The organism is Mycolicibacterium chlorophenolicum, assembly GCF_001044235.1.
GTDB classification, from domain to species: domain Bacteria; phylum Actinomycetota; class Actinomycetes; order Mycobacteriales; family Mycobacteriaceae; genus Mycobacterium; species Mycobacterium chlorophenolicum.
This window is the reverse complement of sequence record NZ_JYNL01000069.1, coordinates 860985-877623: the sequence shown is the minus strand read 5'-3', so window position 1 is coordinate 877623 and position 16639 is coordinate 860985. Positions and strand designations below refer to the sequence as shown.

Annotated in this window: 15 protein-coding genes and 1 pseudogene; 10 read left to right on the top strand and 6 right to left on the bottom strand. The window is 69.2% G+C overall.

Translation table 11 applies throughout. The features are described from left to right. The first annotated feature begins 1 nt into the window (after position 1). The 8 genes and pseudogenes from MCHLDSM_RS34035 to MCHLDSM_RS34000 all read left to right on the top strand — a co-directional run bounded on the left by MCHLDSM_RS34035 (position 2) and on the right by MCHLDSM_RS34000 (position 8792). Positions 2-1204 carry an MCE family protein gene (locus MCHLDSM_RS34035; RefSeq protein ID WP_048474042.1) on the top strand — a complete coding sequence of 401 codons (1203 nt, stop codon included), beginning with the start codon at positions 2-4 and terminating at the stop codon, positions 1202-1204. Next, positions 1204-2244: an MCE family protein gene (locus MCHLDSM_RS34030; RefSeq protein WP_048474041.1), complete on the top strand. Its 1041-nt coding sequence runs from the start codon at positions 1204-1206 to the stop codon at positions 2242-2244. Before MCHLDSM_RS34035 ends, MCHLDSM_RS34030 begins: the two co-directional genes overlap by 1 nt. Next, positions 2237-3295 carry a virulence factor Mce family protein gene (locus MCHLDSM_RS34025; RefSeq protein WP_048474040.1) on the top strand — a complete coding sequence of 353 codons (1059 nt, stop codon included), beginning with the start codon at positions 2237-2239 and terminating at the stop codon, positions 3293-3295. Before MCHLDSM_RS34030 ends, MCHLDSM_RS34025 begins: the two co-directional genes overlap by 8 nt. Next, positions 3292-4691, top strand: a pseudogene (locus tag MCHLDSM_RS34020) (MCE family protein). The gene MCHLDSM_RS34025 and the pseudogene MCHLDSM_RS34020 overlap by 4 nt, the downstream one beginning before the upstream one ends. Continuing rightward, positions 4691-5857, top strand: coding sequence for an MCE family protein (locus tag MCHLDSM_RS34015; RefSeq protein ID WP_048418477.1), 1167 nt, complete (start codon positions 4691-4693; stop codon positions 5855-5857). Before MCHLDSM_RS34020 ends, MCHLDSM_RS34015 begins: the two are co-directional and overlap by 1 nt. After that, entirely contained in the window at positions 5858-7597 is a 1740-nt protein-coding gene (locus MCHLDSM_RS34010; protein ID WP_048474039.1) for an MCE family protein, read from the top strand. Positions 7598-7623: 26 nt separating this feature from the next. After that, positions 7624-8298, top strand: coding sequence for an Rv1363c family protein (locus MCHLDSM_RS34005; protein WP_048474038.1), 675 nt, complete (start codon positions 7624-7626; stop codon positions 8296-8298). Beyond that, positions 8298-8792 (top strand): mammalian cell entry protein, encoded by a 495-nt coding sequence (locus MCHLDSM_RS34000; RefSeq protein WP_048474037.1) that lies wholly within the window; start codon positions 8298-8300, stop codon positions 8790-8792. Before MCHLDSM_RS34005 ends, MCHLDSM_RS34000 begins: the two co-directional genes overlap by 1 nt. On the opposite strand, the gene MCHLDSM_RS33995 is transcribed toward MCHLDSM_RS34000, so the two are convergent. Together MCHLDSM_RS33995 and MCHLDSM_RS38700 are read right to left on the bottom strand one after the other, a co-directional pair. After that, a complete protein-coding gene (locus MCHLDSM_RS33995; RefSeq protein ID WP_048474036.1) occupies positions 8789-10282 on the bottom strand; it encodes an alpha,alpha-trehalose-phosphate synthase (UDP-forming) in 1494 nt (497 codons plus the stop codon). The genes MCHLDSM_RS34000 and MCHLDSM_RS33995 overlap by 4 nt on opposite strands. Next, positions 10282-10446: a hypothetical protein gene (locus tag MCHLDSM_RS38700; RefSeq protein ID WP_162260429.1), complete on the bottom strand. Its 165-nt coding sequence runs from the start codon at positions 10444-10446 to the stop codon at positions 10282-10284. Before MCHLDSM_RS38700 ends, MCHLDSM_RS33995 begins: the two co-directional genes overlap by 1 nt. Positions 10447-10494: 48 nt before the next feature. Between MCHLDSM_RS38700 and MCHLDSM_RS33990 the strand changes: the two genes are divergently transcribed. Continuing rightward, positions 10495-11391 (top strand): enoyl-CoA hydratase, encoded by an 897-nt coding sequence (locus MCHLDSM_RS33990; protein ID WP_048474218.1) that lies wholly within the window; start codon positions 10495-10497, stop codon positions 11389-11391. 46 nt (positions 11392-11437) lie between these two features. After that, complete coding sequence (locus MCHLDSM_RS33985; protein WP_048474035.1) at positions 11438-12259, top strand: SDR family oxidoreductase; 822 nt, start codon at positions 11438-11440, stop codon at positions 12257-12259. Here MCHLDSM_RS33985 and MCHLDSM_RS33980 read toward each other — a convergent pair. From MCHLDSM_RS33980 to MCHLDSM_RS33965, 4 genes are read right to left on the bottom strand one after another with little or no spacing between them, the layout of a single operon-like run. Further along, positions 12256-12741: a (2Fe-2S)-binding protein gene (locus tag MCHLDSM_RS33980; RefSeq protein ID WP_048417130.1), complete on the bottom strand. Its 486-nt coding sequence runs from the start codon at positions 12739-12741 to the stop codon at positions 12256-12258. The genes MCHLDSM_RS33985 and MCHLDSM_RS33980 overlap by 4 nt on opposite strands. After that, the gene (locus MCHLDSM_RS33975) at positions 12734-13609 is read right to left on the bottom strand and encodes an FAD binding domain-containing protein (RefSeq protein WP_048474034.1); all 876 of its coding nucleotides are present in this window, start codon (positions 13607-13609) and stop codon (positions 12734-12736) included. The genes MCHLDSM_RS33980 and MCHLDSM_RS33975 overlap by 8 nt, the downstream gene beginning before the upstream one ends. Next, a complete protein-coding gene (locus tag MCHLDSM_RS33970) occupies positions 13606-14265 on the bottom strand; it encodes an SRPBCC family protein (protein ID WP_048474033.1) in 660 nt (219 codons plus the stop codon). The genes MCHLDSM_RS33975 and MCHLDSM_RS33970 overlap by 4 nt, the downstream gene beginning before the upstream one ends. Beyond that, entirely contained in the window at positions 14256-16607 is a 2352-nt protein-coding gene (locus tag MCHLDSM_RS33965) for a xanthine dehydrogenase family protein molybdopterin-binding subunit (protein ID WP_048474032.1), read from the bottom strand. The genes MCHLDSM_RS33970 and MCHLDSM_RS33965 overlap by 10 nt, the downstream gene beginning before the upstream one ends. Between the last annotated feature and the right edge of the window lie 32 nt (positions 16608-16639).

The following is a 16639-nucleotide window of genomic DNA, read 5'->3' as shown; positions in this document are numbered from 1 at the left end:
GATGGCCAACGGTGACGCCAAGCGCAGCCACGTGAGGATCGCTGCGGCGATCCTCGCTGCGCTGGTGCTTGCCGCGGCGGTGTTCACCTACCTGTCCTATACCGCGGCGTTCACGCCCACCGACAAGGTGACGATCCTGTCGCCGCGCGCGGGCCTGGTGATGGAGACCAAGGCCAAGGTCAAGTACCGCGGCCTGCAGGTCGGCCAGGTCGAGTCGATCGAATACGCCGGGGACGACGCCAAACTGACGCTGGCCATCAACCGCGGCGACCTTCGCTACATCCCGTCCAACGCCACGGTCCGCATCGCGGGCAACACGATCTTCGGCGCCAAGTCCGTGGAGTTCCTGACCCCGTCGGATCCCGACAAGACGTCGCTGCGACCGGGGACCGAGGTGCGCGCCCAGGACGTCCAACTCGAGGTCAACACGCTGTTCCAGACCCTCAGCGACGTGCTCGGCAAGATCGACCCGGTGAACCTGAACGCCACGCTCTCCGCGCTGGCCGAGGGCCTGCGCGGCCACGGCGACGACCTGGGCGCCGGCCTGTCGGGACTGAATTACTATCTCCAGCAACTGAACCCGAAGCTGCCGACGCTGCAGGACGACTTCCGCAAGACCGCCATCGTCACCAACATCTACGGCGACGCCGCACCCGACCTGGTGAAGGTGTTCGACAACGCGCCGGCGATCAGCCGGACCGTGGTCGAGGAACAGGACAACCTCAACGCGACGCTGCTGGCCGCCACCGGCCTGGGCAACAACGCGGCGGACACGCTGGAGCCCGGTGCGAACGACTTCATCGCCGCGATCCAGCGGTTGCGGGCGCCGCTACGGGTGGCCGGCGAATACTCACCGGAGATCGGCTGCGTGCTCCAGGGCACCTCGAACGCCATCGACCGGTTCGCGCCGATCATCGGCGGCATCCGGCCCGGCCTGTTCGTCTCGTCGAACTTCCTCCCCGGCGCGCCGGCGTACACCTATCCGGAGAGCCTGCCCATCGTCAACGCCTCCGGCGGCCCGAATTGCCGTGGCCTGCCGAACGTTCCGAGCAAGCAGTACGGCGGCAGCTGGTATCGCACCCCGTTCCTCGTCACCGACAACGCCTACGTGCCGTTCCAGCCGAACACCGAGCTGCAGTTCGACGCACCGTCGACCCTGCAGTTCCTGTTCAACGGCGCATACGCCGAAAGGGACGATTTCTGATGAGCAGGCTCAACAGGGAGAACCGCATCCTGGTCAACGTCGGGGTGTTCACCGTGGTCATGCTGCTGGTGGGCGCGATGCTGGTGGTGGTGTTCGGGGAGTTCCGCTTCGGATCGGACAAGAACTACCACGCGACGTTCACCGACGCGTCGCGACTGAAGGCGGGTCAGGACGTCCGGATCGCCGGGGTGCCGGTGGGCAGCGTCAAAGACGTCACGCTCAACGACGACAACACCGTCGACGTGGCGTTCAACCTCAGCGAGCGCTATCAGCTCTACACGTCGACCCGGGCGGTGGTCCGCTACGAGAACCTGGTCGGCGACCGCTACCTGGAGATCGTGTCCGGGCCAGGCGATCTGGTGAAGGTGCCGCCCGGCGGCACGCTGACCAACACCGCGCCGGCGCTGGATCTCGACGCGCTCCTCGGCGGCCTGCGTCCGGTGTTCAAGGGTCTCGACGGGAACAAGATCAACGAGGTCAGCAACGCGATCATCGAGCTGTTGCAGGGCCAGGGCGGCGCGCTGTCTGAGATGCTCTCCAGCACCGCCGCTTTCACGCAGAACCTGTCGGCGCGTGACCAGCTGATCGGCGACGTGATCAACGACCTCAACACCGTGCTGGGCACCGTCGACGAGAAGGGCGCTCAGTTCGACGCCACCGTCGACCGCCTGCAGAAACTGCTGACCGGTCTGGCCGAGGGGCGTGACCCCATCGCCGGTGCCATCAGCCCGCTCGCCTCGGCCACCAACGACCTGACCGAGACGCTGCAGAACAGCCGGCGGCCACTGCAGGGCGTGCTCGAGAACGTCCGCCCGCTGGCGCAGCGCCTCGACGAACGCAAGGGCGACGTCAACAAGGTGATCGAGCCGCTCGCAGAGAACTACCTGCGGCTCAACGCTCTCGGCGCGTACGGATCGTTCTTCAACATCTACTACTGCTCCATCCGGATGAAGATCAACGGCCCGGCGGGTAGCGACATCCTGATCCCGTTCGGCGGACCGTCGGACCCGTCCAAGGGGAGGTGTTCCGACAATGGCTAGCCCCGAGGGCGGAAACCCGCTCCGCACAGGCATCTTCGGCATCGTGCTGGTGGCCTGCCTGGTGCTGGTCTCGTTCGGCTACAGCAACCTGCCGTTCATGCCGCAGGGCAAGCCCTATGAGGCGTTCTTCACCGATGCCGGCGGCATCTCGCCGGGCAACGACGTCAACGTCTCGGGCATCAACGTCGGCAAGGTCAAGAGCGTCGAGCTGGCGGGGGACACCGCGAAGGTGGCGTTCACCGTGGACCGCAAGATCCGCGTCGGCGACCAGTCGCTGGTGGCGATCAAGACCGACACCGTGCTCGGCGAGAAGTCGCTGGCGGTCACCCCGAAGGGCGCCGGGTCGGTGACGTCGATCCCGTTGGGCCGCACCACCACTCCGTACACGCTCAACACCGCGCTGCAGGACCTCGGACAGAACGCCAGCGAGTTGGACAAGCCACGCTTCGAGCAGGCGCTGCAGACGCTCACCGATTCACTGCGTGACGCCAAACCGCAGTTGCGCAGCGCTCTCGACGGCGTCACCAGCCTGTCGCGCAGCCTCAACAAGCGCGACGAGGCCCTCGAACAGCTGCTGACCCATGCGAAGCGGGTCTCCGACACGCTGGCCCAGCGGTCGGGTCAGGTCAATCAGCTCATCATCGACGGCAACATGCTGTTCGCCGCCCTGGACCAGCGCCGTCAGGCGCTGAGCAACCTGATCGCGGGCATCGACGACGTCTCGGCGCAACTGTCGGGCTTCGTCGCCGACAACAAGCGCGAATTCGGCCCGGCCCTGGAGAAGCTGAACCTGGTGATGGACAACCTGTTGGAGCGTCGTGACCACATCGGCGAGGCGCTCAAGCGGCTGCCGCCGTACGCCACCGCCCTCGGCGAGGTGGTCGGATCGGGCCCCGGATTCCAGATCAACCTCTACGGCCTGCCGCCCGCAACGCTGTCCGAGGTGCTGCTCGACACCTACTTCCAGCCGGGCAAACTGCCCGACAGCCTGGCCGACTACCTGCGCGGATTCATCTCCGAGCGGCTCATCATCAGGCCGAAGTCGCCATGACCGACCAGAAGTCGAACTCCGGAAAAGGCCGCGTGCTGCGCATCGCACTGGCGGTGGTCCTCGTCGCGGTGCTGGTGTCCGGCGTGTATCTGCTGTGGCCGTCGCGCACCGGGCACAAGGTCGTCGCCTACTTCTCCTCCGCGGTCGGCCTGTACTCGGGTGACGAAGTGCGCGTGATCGGCGTGCCGGTGGGCCGCATCGACTCGATCGAGCCCCGCGCCGACGACGTCAAGATCACCATGTCCATCGACGACGGGATCAAGCTGCCGGCGAACGCGCAGGCACTGATCATCTCGCCGAACCTGGTGGCGGCGCGCTTCATTCAGCTCGCGCCCGCCTACACCGGTGGCCCGGTGATGGCCGACGGCGCCGAGATCGGCCTGGACCGCACCGCCGTGCCGGTCGAGTGGGACGAGGTCAAAGAGCAGCTGACCCAGCTCAGTTCGCAGCTGGGCCCGCAGCAGAACTCGGTGCAGGGACCGCTCAAGGCGTTCGTGGACCAGGCTGCCGACACCCTCGACGGCAACGGCGATTCGTTCCGGCAGGCGATCCGCGAACTGTCCCAGACCGCGGGGCGGCTCGGCGACTCCCGCACCGATCTGTTCGGCACGGTCCGCAATCTGCAGGTGCTGGTGAACGCGCTGTCGAACAGCAACCAGCAGATCGTCCAGTTCACCAACCACGTGGCGTCGGTGTCCCAGGTGCTCGCCGACAGCTCCACCGATCTGGACAACACGCTGGGCACGCTGAACCAGGCGCTCTCCGACGTCAAGGGACTGCTGGGCGAGAACAACAAGGCGCTGATCGACCAGGTCGCCAAGCTGACCGATTTCACCAATCTGCTCACCGAGCACAGCGACGACATCGAGCAGATCCTGCACATCACCCCGAACGGCCTGGCGAACTTCTACAACATCTACAACCCCGCCCAGGGCACCGTCGGCGCCTGCTGACGCTGCCCAACTTCGCCAATCCGGTGCAGTTCATCTGCGGTGGCACCTTCGACATCGGCGCCAACCCGGACAACTACAAGCGCGCGGAGATCTGCCGTCAGCGGATGGGCCCGGTGTTCAAGCGGATCGCGATGAACTTCCCGCCGCTGCTGTTCCATCCGATCAACAGCATCACCGCGTACAAGGGTCAGATCATCTACGACACCCCGGCGACGGAGGCCAAGGCCCAGACCCCGGTGCCGTACCTGCAGTGGCAGAACGCACCCGGCACCACGCCGCCGCAGCTGGCGCCGGGCGCCGACCTCACCTCGCTGTTCCTGCCGACGGCGCCGAGTAGTGCTGCCGCGCCGCAGAGTTCGTCGCACAACGGCGGTCCCGCGGCCGCACCGGCGCCGGGCCCCGCACCCGGGCCCGCACCGGCACCGGCCGGAGGGGGTGGCTGATGCGCAACGTCGTCAAACCGGCCGTGGCTCTCGGCATGTTGACGGTGCTGGTCTCGGGCTGCGAGTTCGGCGGGCTGAACTCGCTGAACATGCCGGGCACCGCCGGTCACGGTGAGGGCGCGTTCTCCATCACCGTCGAACTGCCCGATGTCGCGACGCTGCCGCAGAACTCACCGGTCATGGTCAACGACGTGACGGTCGGCAGCGTCTCGGGCATCGACGCCGTGCAGCGCGCCGACGGCTCGTTCTACGCGGCGGTCAAACTGTCGCTCGACAAGGACGTCACTCTGCCGGCCAACGCCGTGGCCAAGGTGGCCCAGACCTCGCTGCTGGGCTCCCAGCACGTCGAGCTCGCCGCGCCGGAGGGCAAGGCCGTGGGCCGGCTGGCCCAGGGCGACAAGATCCCGCTGGACCGCACCGGCCGCTATCCGACGACCGAGGAAGTGCTGTCGTCGCTGGGCGTCGTCGTCAACAAGGGCAATCTCGGTGCGCTGCAGGACATCACCGAGGAGTTCTACAACGCCGTCGTCGACCGGCAGGGCACCTTCACCGATCTGATCCCGCGCCTGGCGGAACTGACGTCGTCGCTGGACCGCCAGACCAACGACATCATCGCCGCCGCCGAAGGGCTGGACCGGTTCGCAGGCATCCTCGCGCGCAGCAAGGACAGCCTGGGCCGCACCCTGGACACGTTGCCCGCCGCCCTCGAGGTGCTCGACCGCAACAGCGCCACCATCGTGGACACCTTCACCGCGCTGCGGAGGCTCGCCGTCGTCGGCTCGAAGATCCTGTCCGAGACGAAGGTCGACCTCGCCGAGGATCTCAAGGACTTCTTCCCGGTGATCAAGGCGCTCAACGACAACGCCGACGACTTCATCAAGGACCTCGAGTTCCTCCCGACGTTCCCGTTCCACTACCAGTACCTGCGCAAGGCGGTCCGCGGCGACTACCTCAACGTGTTCGTCACGTTCGACCTCACGCTGCGCCGCCTCGGGGAGTCGGTGTTCACCACCTCGCTCGGGCTGGACCCGAACATGAAGCGGATGGGGGAGATCATCAACCCGCCCGACTTCCTGACCGGGGCGATGGCGAACCTGTCCGGCCAGGCGGCCGATCCCTTCAAGATCCCGCCGGGCACGGCGACCCAGCACGAGGGGGCACCGTAGATGCTGGACCGGCTCTCCAGGATTCAACTCTCGATCTTCGCGGTCGTCACGGTGCTGACCGTCGGGGCGATCTCGATCTTCTACCTGCGCGTGCCCGAGGCGATCGGGCTGAACTCCTACCAGGTGACCGCGAACTTCACCGCCGCCGGCGGTCTGTACCAGAACGCCAACGTGACCTACCGCGGAGTGACCGTGGGCCAGGTCGAGTCGGTCGGTCTCAGCGACACCGGGGTCGTCGCGCACATGCGGCTCGACAGCGGAACGCCGGTGCCGGACAACGTGACCGCGACGGTCAAGAGCGTGTCCGCGGTGGGCGAGCAGTACGTCGATCTGGTCCCGCCCGCGAAGGCTGCGACGGCGACGCTGCGCAACGGCTCCGACATCCCGGTGGACCGCACGGCGATCGGCCAGGACATCGCCGGCCTGCTCAACCAGGCAGACGCGTTGGTCAGCAGCGTGGGCAACAGCCGCATCAAGGATCTGCTGCGCGAGACGTTCAAGGCCTTCAACGGATCCGGGCCCGAACTCGCGCGCCTGATCCAGTCCGCCCGGCTCCTGGTCGATGAGGCCAATGCCAACTACGGGCAGACCACCCAGCTGATCGACCAGGCGGGGCCGTTCCTCGATTCGCAGATCGCCAGCGGGGACAGCATCCGCTCGCTGGCCGACGGCCTGGCACGGTTCACCGGCGAGGTGGCCAACGCCGATCCGCAGTTGCGCACGCTGCTGCAGACCGCACCCGGGGCCGCCGGCGTCGCGAGCGACACCTTCGAGGGCATCCGGCCGAACTTCCCGATGCTCGCCGCCAACCTCGCGAACCTGGGCCGGATCGGCGTCATCTACAACAAGTCGATCGAACAGGCGCTGGTGATCTTCCCGGCCCTGCTCGCGGCACTGAACACCGTGGCCGGCGGCGTGCCGGCCGACGAGGGCGGCAAGCTGGACTTCAAGATCCACCTGAACGATCCGCCGAGCTGTTCGGTCGGGTTCATCCCGCCGACGCAGATCCGCTCACCGGCCGACACGACGCTGCGCGAACTGCCCACCGATCTGTACTGCAAGACGCCGCAGAACGATCCGGCCGTCGTGCGCGGCGCGCGTAACTACCCGTGCCAGGAGTTCCCCGGCAAGCGCGCACCGACGATCCAGCTGTGCCGCGACCCCAAGGGTTACGTTCCGGTGGGCACCAATCCCTGGCGGGGACCGCCGGTGCCGCTCGGGACGCCGATCGAGGACGGGCGCAACATCCTGCCGCCCAACAAGTTCCCGTTCATCCCGCCGCAGGTCGATCCGGATCCCGGGCCGCCCGTCGTCCAGCTGCCGCCGGGTGCCGTCCCCGGTCCGGGACCGGCCCCGCACGCCCCGTTCCCGCTGCCGGTGCCGCCCAACGAGCCGGGCCCGCTGCCGGCCCCGTGGCCGTACTTCGCGCCGCCCGACCAGGTGGTGCCGCCGTACGGCCGGACCCCACCCGGTCCGCCGGCGCCCGCGCCGGCCGCACCCGCACCGGCTGCACCCGCGCCGCCTGCGCCGGCCCCGGCACCCGCGGTGCCGACGCCGTCCGGCCCGCTGCTGCCCGCCGAGGCGGTGCCGCAGGCCGCCGCACCGGCGATGGCGAGCTACGACCGCAACGGGAAGTTCGTCGACCCCGCGGGCGGGACTGGCATCTTCGCCCCCGGAGCTGACAAACTGGCGCCCGCAGAGAACTGGGTCGACCTGATGTTGTCCCCGAAGCAGGTATAGGCAGTCCGTTTGTGGTTGAAGAAGTAGTGGGAGAAGCCGTGTCCAGGCCTGCCCGGCGCCGCGCCTCGCGTGCCGCCGGGCCGGCCAGTGCCACCGAACCCGAGAGCGTCACCGCGGTCGTCGTCGACGCCCCCACCGCGAAGGTGCGTCCGTCGATGTCGGCGGCGCCGCCACCGCGACGTCCCGCCCACCGCGGACTGGTGGCCCTGGTGTCACTGCTCACGCTGGTCGTGCTCGCCGGCGCGGTGGCCGGGGGAGTGGCCTGGATGCTCGCCACCCAGCGCACCGAGAAGGCTCAGCTGGCCCGGGACCAGCGCTTCGTCGACACCGCGTCACAGCTGGTGATCAACATGTTCAGCTACAACCAGGACGACATCGACGACAGCGTGAACCGCTTCGTCAACAGCACCAGCGGCCCGCTGCGCGACATGCTCAGCCAGGACAACAACGTCGACAACCTCAAGGCCATCTTCCGGGACACCAACGCCAGCTCGGAGGCCGTCATCAACGGCGCCGCACTGGAGAAGGTCGACAACGTCAGCGGCAACGCGGCGGTGCTGGTGTCGGCGCGGGTGACCGTCACCGACATCGACGGCACCAACAAGCCCTCGCAGCCCTACCGGATGCGGGTGATCGTGCACGAGGACGACAACGGACACATGACCGGCTATGACCTCAAGTACCCCGACGGCGGCAACTGATGGGTGATCGGGTCGCCAAGTTCGTCGCGGCGCTGGGCGTGCTGCTGGCTCTCGGGCTGGTCGCCCTGGGCGCCGTCGGCGGGCGGCTGTACTGGAGCGGCGTCGAGTTGCGGGGCGAGCAGACCGCCCGCGCAGAGCTGGCCCCCCTTGCCCAGCAACAGATTCCGAAGGTCTTCGGGTACGACTACCAGACCGTCGAGCGCAGCCTCAACGAGATCTATCCGCTGCTGACACCGACCTACCGCAGGGAATTCGAGGACCGCGCGACGAAGGACATCATCCCGCAGGCGCGCGACCGCCAGCTCGTCAGCCAGGCGAACGTCGTGGGCGTGGGAGTCCTGGAGGCGCAACGTAATTCGGCGTCAGTGATGGTCTACATGAACCGCACCGTCACCGACAAGTCGCGTCAGCCCGTCTACGACGGGAGCCGGCTGCGCGTCGACTACCAGAAGGTCGACGGCAAATGGCTGATCAACTACATCACACCGATCTAGTCGGACGTCCCGGCCAGCGCGTCCAGGAATGACCGCGCCCAGCGGTCCACGTCGTGGGCGAGCACCTGCCGGCGCAACGCCCGCATCCGCCGCCTGCCCTCTTCGGGGGCCTGCGTGAGCGCCGCCTCGATCGCGTCCTTGACGCCCTCCAGGTGATGCGGGTTGGTCAGGTAGGCCTGGCGCAATTCGGCTGCGGCGCCGGTGAATTCGCTCAGCACCAGGGCGCCGCCGAGATCGCTGCGGCACGCGACGTACTCCTTGGCCACCAGGTTCATCCCGTCCCGCAGCGGGGTCACCAGCATGACGTCGGCGGCGACGTAGAACGCGATCAGATCCTCGCGGGGGACGGGGCGGTGCAGATAGTGCAGGACGGGGTGGCCCACCTCCCCGTACTCACCGTTGATGTGCCCGACCTGGCGCTCGATGTCCTCACGCATCGCGATGTAGCTCTCCACCCGCTCGCGGCTGGGGGTGGCCAGCTGGACCAGCACCGTGTCGTTCGGGTCGACCCGGTGCTCGTCGAGCAGCTCGGAGAACGCGCGCAGCCGCACGTCGATGCCCTTGGTGTAGTCCAGCCGGTCGACACCGAGCAGGATCTTGCGCGGGTTGCCCAGCTCGGCGCGGATCTCGCGGGCCCGCTGGCGGATCTTGCGGGTGCGGGCCTGCTGGTCGAGATCGCCGGCGTCGATCGAGATCGGGAACGCGCCCACCTTGACGGTGCGGAACCCGACGTTGACCTCACCGAAGCGGGATCGCACGCCCACGCTGCCGCGTGAGGTGTTCGCGCCGACCAGGCGGCGGGCCAGGATCAGGAAGTTCTGCGCGCCGCCGGGCAGGTGGAACCCGACCAGATCGGCGCCCAGCAGACCCTCGGTGATCTCGGTGCGCCACGGCATCTGCATGAACAGTTCGACCGGCGGGAACGGGATGTGCAGGAAGAAGCCGATGGTCAGATCGGGTCGCAGCATGCGCAGCATCTTGGGCACGAGCTGCAGCTGGTAGTCCTGCACCCACACGGTGGCGCCTTCGGCGGCGGTCCGCGCGGTCGCCTCGGCGAAGCGGCGGTTGACCTCGACGTAGCGGTCCCACCACTCCCGGTGATAAATCGGCTTGACGATGACGTCGTGGTAGAGAGGCCACAGCGTGGCGTTGGAGAAACCCTCGTAGTACTCGGCGACGTCGTCGGCGGACAGCCGCACCGGCACGAGCGTCATGCCGTCCTGCTCGATCGGATCGTCGAAGCTGTCCGGGTCGTCGGCGTCCTGCGGCACGCCCGGCCAGCCGACCCAGGCGCCGCTGCGCTTACGCAGCAGCGGCTCGAGTGCGGTCACCAACCCGCCCGGGCTGCGCTTGAACTCGGTGGTGCCGTCGGGCAGGAACACCATGTCGATCGGCAGCCGGTTGGCGACGACCACGAAGTCGGCCTTCGCCGACGGTGGAGCGGACTGCGCCGCGCCCGAGCGGTCCTCGGGGCCGCTCGGGTCGGTCATCAGGCGTCGAGCTTCGCCGGTCCGATGCCGAGCATCGACAGGAAGACGCGGCACTCGTCGGCGTCGGTGGCGTAGGCGGCGACGACGCGGCGCGCCTGGCGTTCGGTGCTGTCGGCGATCGGCTCGACGTCGCCGAGCTCGGCGGGATCAGATTTGGCAGGCATGCCACAACTCTAGCCAACGGCCGGCGCAGGGCCGTTACTGTGCTCGATGTGGTCAACGCCGAGCAGGTGACGTACGAAACCCTCGACGACGGGCGGATCGCCCGGATCTGGCTGAATCGCCCCGACGCGCACAACGCGCAGTCCCGCACGCTGCTGGTGGAGCTCGACGAGGCGTTCGGCCGCGCCGAGGCCGACGACGAGGTGCGGGTGGTCATCCTGGCCGCTCGCGGGAAGAACTTCTCGGCCGGCCACGACCTGGGGTCCGAGGCTGCGCTGGCCGAGAGGGCACCCGGCCCCGGCCAGCATCCGACGTTCCGGATCAACGGCGCGACCCGGCCGGCGGTCGCCGAACGGACCTATCTGCAGGAGTGGCACTACTTCTACGAGAACACCTGCCGCTGGCGTGATCTCCGCAAGATCACCATCGCCTCGGTGCAGGGCAATGCGATCTCCGCCGCGCTGATGCTGATCTGGGCATGCGACCTGATCGTGGCCGCCGACGACGCCAGGTTCAGCGACGTCGTCGCGGTCCGGATGGGCATGCCCGGCGTCGAGTACTACGCACATCCGTGGGAGTTCGGGGCCCGCAAGGCCAAGGAACTGCTGCTCACCGGCGATTCGATCGACGCCGACGAGGCACACCGGCTGGGCATGGTGTCGAAGGTGTTTCCCCGCGCCGAGCTCGAAGACAAGACCGTGGAGTTCGCGCGGCGCATCGCCGAGCGCCCCACCATGGCCGCGCTGCTGGTCAAGGACTCGGTGAATGCCGCCAGCGATGCGATGGGCTTCGCCGAGGCGCTGCGCCACGCCTTCCACATCCACGAACTCGGGCACGCCCACTGGGCGGCGCACAACGAGAACCGGTATCCGATCGGCCTGCCGCCGGAGGTTCCGGACTGGCGCACACTGGGACCGCCAAAGCCCGCTCGCCGCGACCAGCCGTGACGTATAACTGGAACCTGTTCTAGTTAGGTCGTCGAAGGAGTCGGGCGTGCAGATCTCGTTGTCGGGTCGGACGGTGCTGGTCACCGGTGGGGGCAGTGGGATCGGCAAAGCGGTGGCCGCGGCCGTGGTGGAGGCCGGCGGCAACGCGATGCTGATGGGACGCAACGCCGACAAACTCGCGGCCGCCGCCGAGGAGATCGGCGGCTCGGTGCGGTACGAGCCCGGGGACGTCACCACCGAGGACGAGGTGGCGCGCACCGTGGCGGCCGCCGCGGCATGGACGGGCCGGCTCGACGGCGTCGTGCACTGCGCCGGCGGCAGCGAGACGATCGGGCCCATCGCCCAGCTGGACTCCGAGGCCTGGCGGCGCTCGGTCGACCTGAACATCAACGGCACCTTCTACGTGCTCAAGCACGCGTCCCGCGAGATGGTCCGCGGCGGCGGCGGATCGTTCGTCGGCATCTCCTCGATCGCGGCGAGCAACACCCACCGGTGGTTCGGCGCCTACGGCGTCTCCAAGGCCGGCCTCGACCACATGATGCAGCTGGCGGCCGACGAGCTCGGGCCGTCGCTGGTGCGGGTGAACTCGCTGCGGCCGGGCCTGATCCGCACCGACCTGGTGGCGGCGATCTTCATGTCACCGGAGGTCAGCGGGGACTACGCGGCGGCCACCCCGCTGCCCAGGCCGGGAGAGGCCGAGGACGTCGCCAACGCGGCGGTGTTCCTGCTCAGCGACGCCGCGAGCTACATCACCGGCCAGCTGATCAACGTCGACGGCGGCATGATGCTGCGCCGCGGGCCCGACTTCTCGGCGATGCTCGAACCCGTTTTCGGCGCCGACGGTCTGCGCGGGGTGGTGCCGGACTAGCTGCCTGCCGCGTCGAGCACCTCCGCGGCGCGCCGGACCGCGTTCACGATGCCCTGGTAGCCGGTGCACCGGCAGAAGTTGCCCGACAGGCCCTCGCGGATCTCGTCGTCGCTGGGGTGCGGGTTGTCGCGCAGTAGTGCGGTGATGCTCGTGACGAAACCCGGCGTGCAAAAACCACATTGGAGCCCGTGGCACTCGCGCAGCGCAGCCTGCACGGGCGAGAGCGTGCCGTCGGCGTCGGCGACGCCTTCGACGGTGGTGACCTCCTGCCCGTCGACCTGGACGGCGAAGATCAGGCAGGAGCGCACCGCCTGCCCGTCGAGCAGCACGGTGCAGGCGCCGCACGCGCCGTGCTCGCAGCCCAGGTGGGTGCCGGTCAGCCCGCACCGCTCCCGCAGATAGTCGGCCAGCGTCACCCGCGGCTCGACGGACGCGCGGTGGCGCCGGCCGTTGACCGACACCTCGACGGGGATCTCATGCACGACGGGCCTCCGTGGTCGCCTCGAGCCAGGCCCGCGCCGCCATCGTGGCGCCGACCTTCCTGCGATAGTCCGCGCTGCCCTGCAGGTCGGCAGGGATGTCCTCGAGAACCGACACCGCGAGCCGACCCACCTCCTCGGCGGTGACGTCGGTGACGGGCCGGCCGATCAGCGCGCGCTCGGCCGGGGTGCCGCGCTGCGGCGTCGAGCCCATGCCGAGCAGCCCGATGCCGCAGCGGGCGACGGTGTCGTCATCGTCGAGTTCGACGGCCACGGTGGCGCCGGCGATCGCGAAATCGCCGTGGCGACGGGCGAATTCGTGCACCGAGAAGCCGACCCGGCCGGACCACACCGGAAAGGTGACCGCGGTGAGGATCTCGTCGGCGGCCAGCGCGGTCTCCCAGAGGCCGGTGAAGAACTCGGCGGCCGGGATCCGGCGGGTGCCCCGCACCGAGGTGGCCTCGATCTCGGCGTCGAGGGTCAGCGCGACAGCGGCGTACTCGGCGGCCGGATCGGCGTGTGCGATCGCGCCGCCGAGGGTGCCCCGCGTGCGGATCTGGAAGTGACCGATGTGCGGCGTGGACAGCGTCAGCAGCGGAACCGCTTCGGCCACTTCGTCGTCCAGTCCGACCAGGGCGTGTGGTGTGCCCGCGGCGATGCGCACGGTGTCGCCGCGCCGCTCGATGTCACACAGTTCCCCGATGCGCGAGATGTCGATCAGGTTGTCGAAGTGGGTGAGTCGCATCGCGAGCATCGGCACCAGGCTCTGCCCGCCGGCGAGGATCTTCGCGTCGTCGCCGAGCTCGGCGAGCAGCGACAGCGCACCGGGGACCGTGTCGGGCCGGTGGTAGGCGAACGGGGCCGCTTTCACGACAGCAGCCGGGCCAGGGCGGCCTGCAGATCCTCGGCCAGCACCGCAGCCGGGCCTCTGCGCCTGCGGTGGCCGAGCAGGAAGCCGGCCGCACCCGAGAGGGCGGCTGCGACGAGCACCGGGGCGTAGCGTTTGGCGATCGGCGCGGCGACCACCCGCAGCAGGTCGACGGAGTCGTCCGCGGGCGCCGCGGATGTGTTTGCGGCCGGTCTGGTTCCGCCCAGCTCGGCCTCCAGGGCGCGGGCGAACTGGGCGATCAGATTCCCCGAGACGTCGGCGAGCACGCCGCGGCCGAACTGGGCGGCCTTGCCCGAGATGGCCAGGTCGGTCGCGATGGCGACGTAGGTCGACTCGCCCTCGTCCTTGAGGTGGGCGGTGACGGTGGCCGCGGCGGTGCCGTTGCCCCGGGTCTCCCGGCCCTCGGCGCGCAGCACGATGCGTCCGGCCGTCGCGTCCTTCTCCTGATAGGACGCAACCCCCTTGTAGGACACCGTGATCGGACCGACCTTGACCTTGACCGCACCGTCGAAGCTGTCACCGTCGACCGACAGCAGGGTGGCGCCGGGCAGGCACGGCGCGACGCGCTCGACGTCGGTGAACACCTCCCACACCTGAGCGGCGGGGACGGCGACCCGGAAGTCGTTGTTCAGCTCCACTGTTCGTGGTCCTTTCCTCTGCCGGCGCGTTCGATGAGGTCGACGATCGTGGCGGGGGTGGCGGGCAGGTGGGTCACCGTGACGCCGAGCGGGGCCAGCGCATCGTTGATCGCGTTGATGACCGCCGGCGGGGAGCCGATGGCCCCGCCCTCGCCGGCGCCCTTGTAGCCGCCGACACCCGGGCCGGGGATCTCGACGTGACCGAACTCGATCGGCGGGACCTCGGTGGCGGTCGGCAGCAGATAGTCGACGAAGGTGGACGCGACGGGGTTGCCCGCGTCGTCGTAGGCCAGGTTCTCCAGCAGTGCACCGCCGATGCCCTGCACGGTTCCTCCGGCCACCTGTCCCTCGACCACGTTGGGGTTGATCATCGGGCCGACGTCCTCGCTGACGATGTAGCGGGTCAGCGTGACCTGCCCGGTGTCGACGTCGACCTCGCAGGTGCACACGTGAGTCGCGTTGGCCCAGTGGATCATCGCCTGGGACGTGAACCGGGCGGTGGCCTCCAGGGTGGCCGGGACACCGCCGAGCTGCGCCGGCTCGTAGTAGGCGCGGTAGGCGATCTCGGCGAACGTCACGCCCCTGCCGGGGTCGGCGCGCAGCATGGCCCGCGAGTCGGCCAGTTCGATGTCGGTCTCGGCCGCCCCGAGCATCTGCGCGGCGATCGCGAGGATCTGGCCGCGCAGGATCGCGCCGGCTTCGTGGACGGCGCCCGCCGTCATGGGTCCGCTGCGGCTGCCCTGGGTGCCTGCGCCGTACGGGGTGACCGCGGTGTCGCCCTGGATGGTGGACACGTCGTCGATGGTGGCGCCCAACGCATCCGCGGTCAGCTGCACCACGGTCGTCTCGATGCTGTTGCCTGCCGAGCCGCCGTTGACGTAGACGTTGACCTTGCCGGTCGGCTCCATGCGCACCGTCGCGCCCTCGGTCGCGAGGTGACCGGTGGCGGCGCCGGTGGGTTCGATGTAGGCCGAGAAACCGAGCCCCAGGTAGCGGCCTTGCGCCAGCGCGTCGGCCTGCTCCTTGCGGAACCCCTCGTGGTCGAGGATCTTCACCGCCTGCTCGAACGTGTCGGCGGGCGCGCAGTTGTCGTACGGCATGCCGTTGGGGTTGACGTACGGCATCTCGTCGCCGCGCAGGATGTTGATGCGGCGCAGCTCGACCGGGTCGATGCCGATCTTGCGGGCCGCGCTGTCGAGAAGCATTTCGCGCGTCAGGGTTTCGTACTGCCACGGGCCGCGGTAGGCGTGCAGGCCGGGGGTGTTCGAGAACACCGTCTTGTAGGCGAAGCTGGCCTTGGGCACCCGGTAGGGACCGGGGAAGAACATGCCGATCGCGGCGGTGGTGAGCACCGGGTAGGGCGTGGGGTAGGCGCCGACGTCCTGGACGAAGTCGATGTCGGCGGCCAGGATCTTGCCGTCGTCGTCGAACGCCATCCGCACGGTGCCGTCGACGTGGCGGGACTGCCCGGCCGACATCAGGTTCTCGCGCCGGTCCTCGATCCACTTCAGCGCGGCCGGCACCTTGCGGGCGGCCAGCAGGATGCACATGTCCTCGCGCATCGGCACCACCTTCTGGCCGAACGCGCCGCCGGTGTCACGCATGATTACGCGCACCCCCTGGGCGGGGATGCCGAGCAGTCGGGCGGCGAACGCGCGCAACTCGTGCGGCGTCTGCGTCGAGGCCCAGACGGTGAGCTCGCCGGTGCTCGACGACCACTCGGCGACCATGCCGCGGGTCTCCATCGGCACCGGCACGTACATCTGCTGGTAGATGTGCTCCTCGACGACATGCGGTGCGGAAGCGAACAGATCCGCGTCGGGCGGCGCGCCGGCCAGGCCGCCCGCGACGTTGTCGGGGTAGGCGGCGTGCACGATCACGTCGCCGCCGACGGCGTTGCGGAAATCGGCGACGGCCGGCAGCGGGGTGTAGTCGACCTCGACGAGGTCGACGGCGTCCTCGGCGACGTAGCGGCTGTCGGCGACGACCAGCGCGACGGGATCGCCGACGAACTTCACCTCGCCCTCGGCCAGCGGCGGGCGCGGGGTGTCCGGGATGTCCTTGCCGGCGACCGCGTGCCACGCCTCCACGACGTCGGGGTTGAGGTCGGCGGCGGTGAACACGGCGTGCACGCCGGGCAGGGCCAGCGCTGCCGAGGCGTCGATGTCGTCGATCGTGGCGTGGGCGAACGGGCTGCGCACGAAGCAGGCGTGCAGCATTCCCGGGCGGGTGATGTCGTCGACGAAAGCGCCGTGACCGGTCAGAAGACGGCCGTCCTCCACCCGCGGGACGCGTCTGCCGGCATAGCGCGTGCTGACGGTGTCGACGGCGGTGTCGGTCACGGGAAATCACCCTCCTGAAGGCTCTGAGAGTG

Excerpts from the sequence above, each read along its gene's own strand:
- MCHLDSM_RS34035 (WP_048474042.1), top strand. The coding sequence starts at position 2 with ATGGCCAACGGTGACGCCAAGCGCAGCCACGTGAGGATCGCTGCGGCG.
- MCHLDSM_RS34030 (WP_048474041.1), top strand. The coding sequence starts at position 1,204 with ATGAGCAGGCTCAACAGGGAGAACCGCATCCTGGTCAACGTCGGGGTG.
- MCHLDSM_RS34025 (WP_048474040.1), top strand. The coding sequence starts at position 2,237 with ATGGCTAGCCCCGAGGGCGGAAACCCGCTCCGCACAGGCATCTTCGGC.
- MCHLDSM_RS34015 (WP_048418477.1), top strand. The coding sequence starts at position 4,691 with ATGCGCAACGTCGTCAAACCGGCCGTGGCTCTCGGCATGTTGACGGTG.
- MCHLDSM_RS34010 (WP_048474039.1), top strand. The coding sequence starts at position 5,858 with ATGCTGGACCGGCTCTCCAGGATTCAACTCTCGATCTTCGCGGTCGTC.
- MCHLDSM_RS34000 (WP_048474037.1), top strand. The coding sequence starts at position 8,298 with ATGGGTGATCGGGTCGCCAAGTTCGTCGCGGCGCTGGGCGTGCTGCTG.
- MCHLDSM_RS33995 (WP_048474036.1), bottom strand. The coding sequence starts at position 10,282 with ATGACCGACCCGAGCGGCCCCGAGGACCGCTCGGGCGCGGCGCAGTCC.
- MCHLDSM_RS38700 (WP_162260429.1), bottom strand. The coding sequence starts at position 10,446 with ATGCCTGCCAAATCTGATCCCGCCGAGCTCGGCGACGTCGAGCCGATC.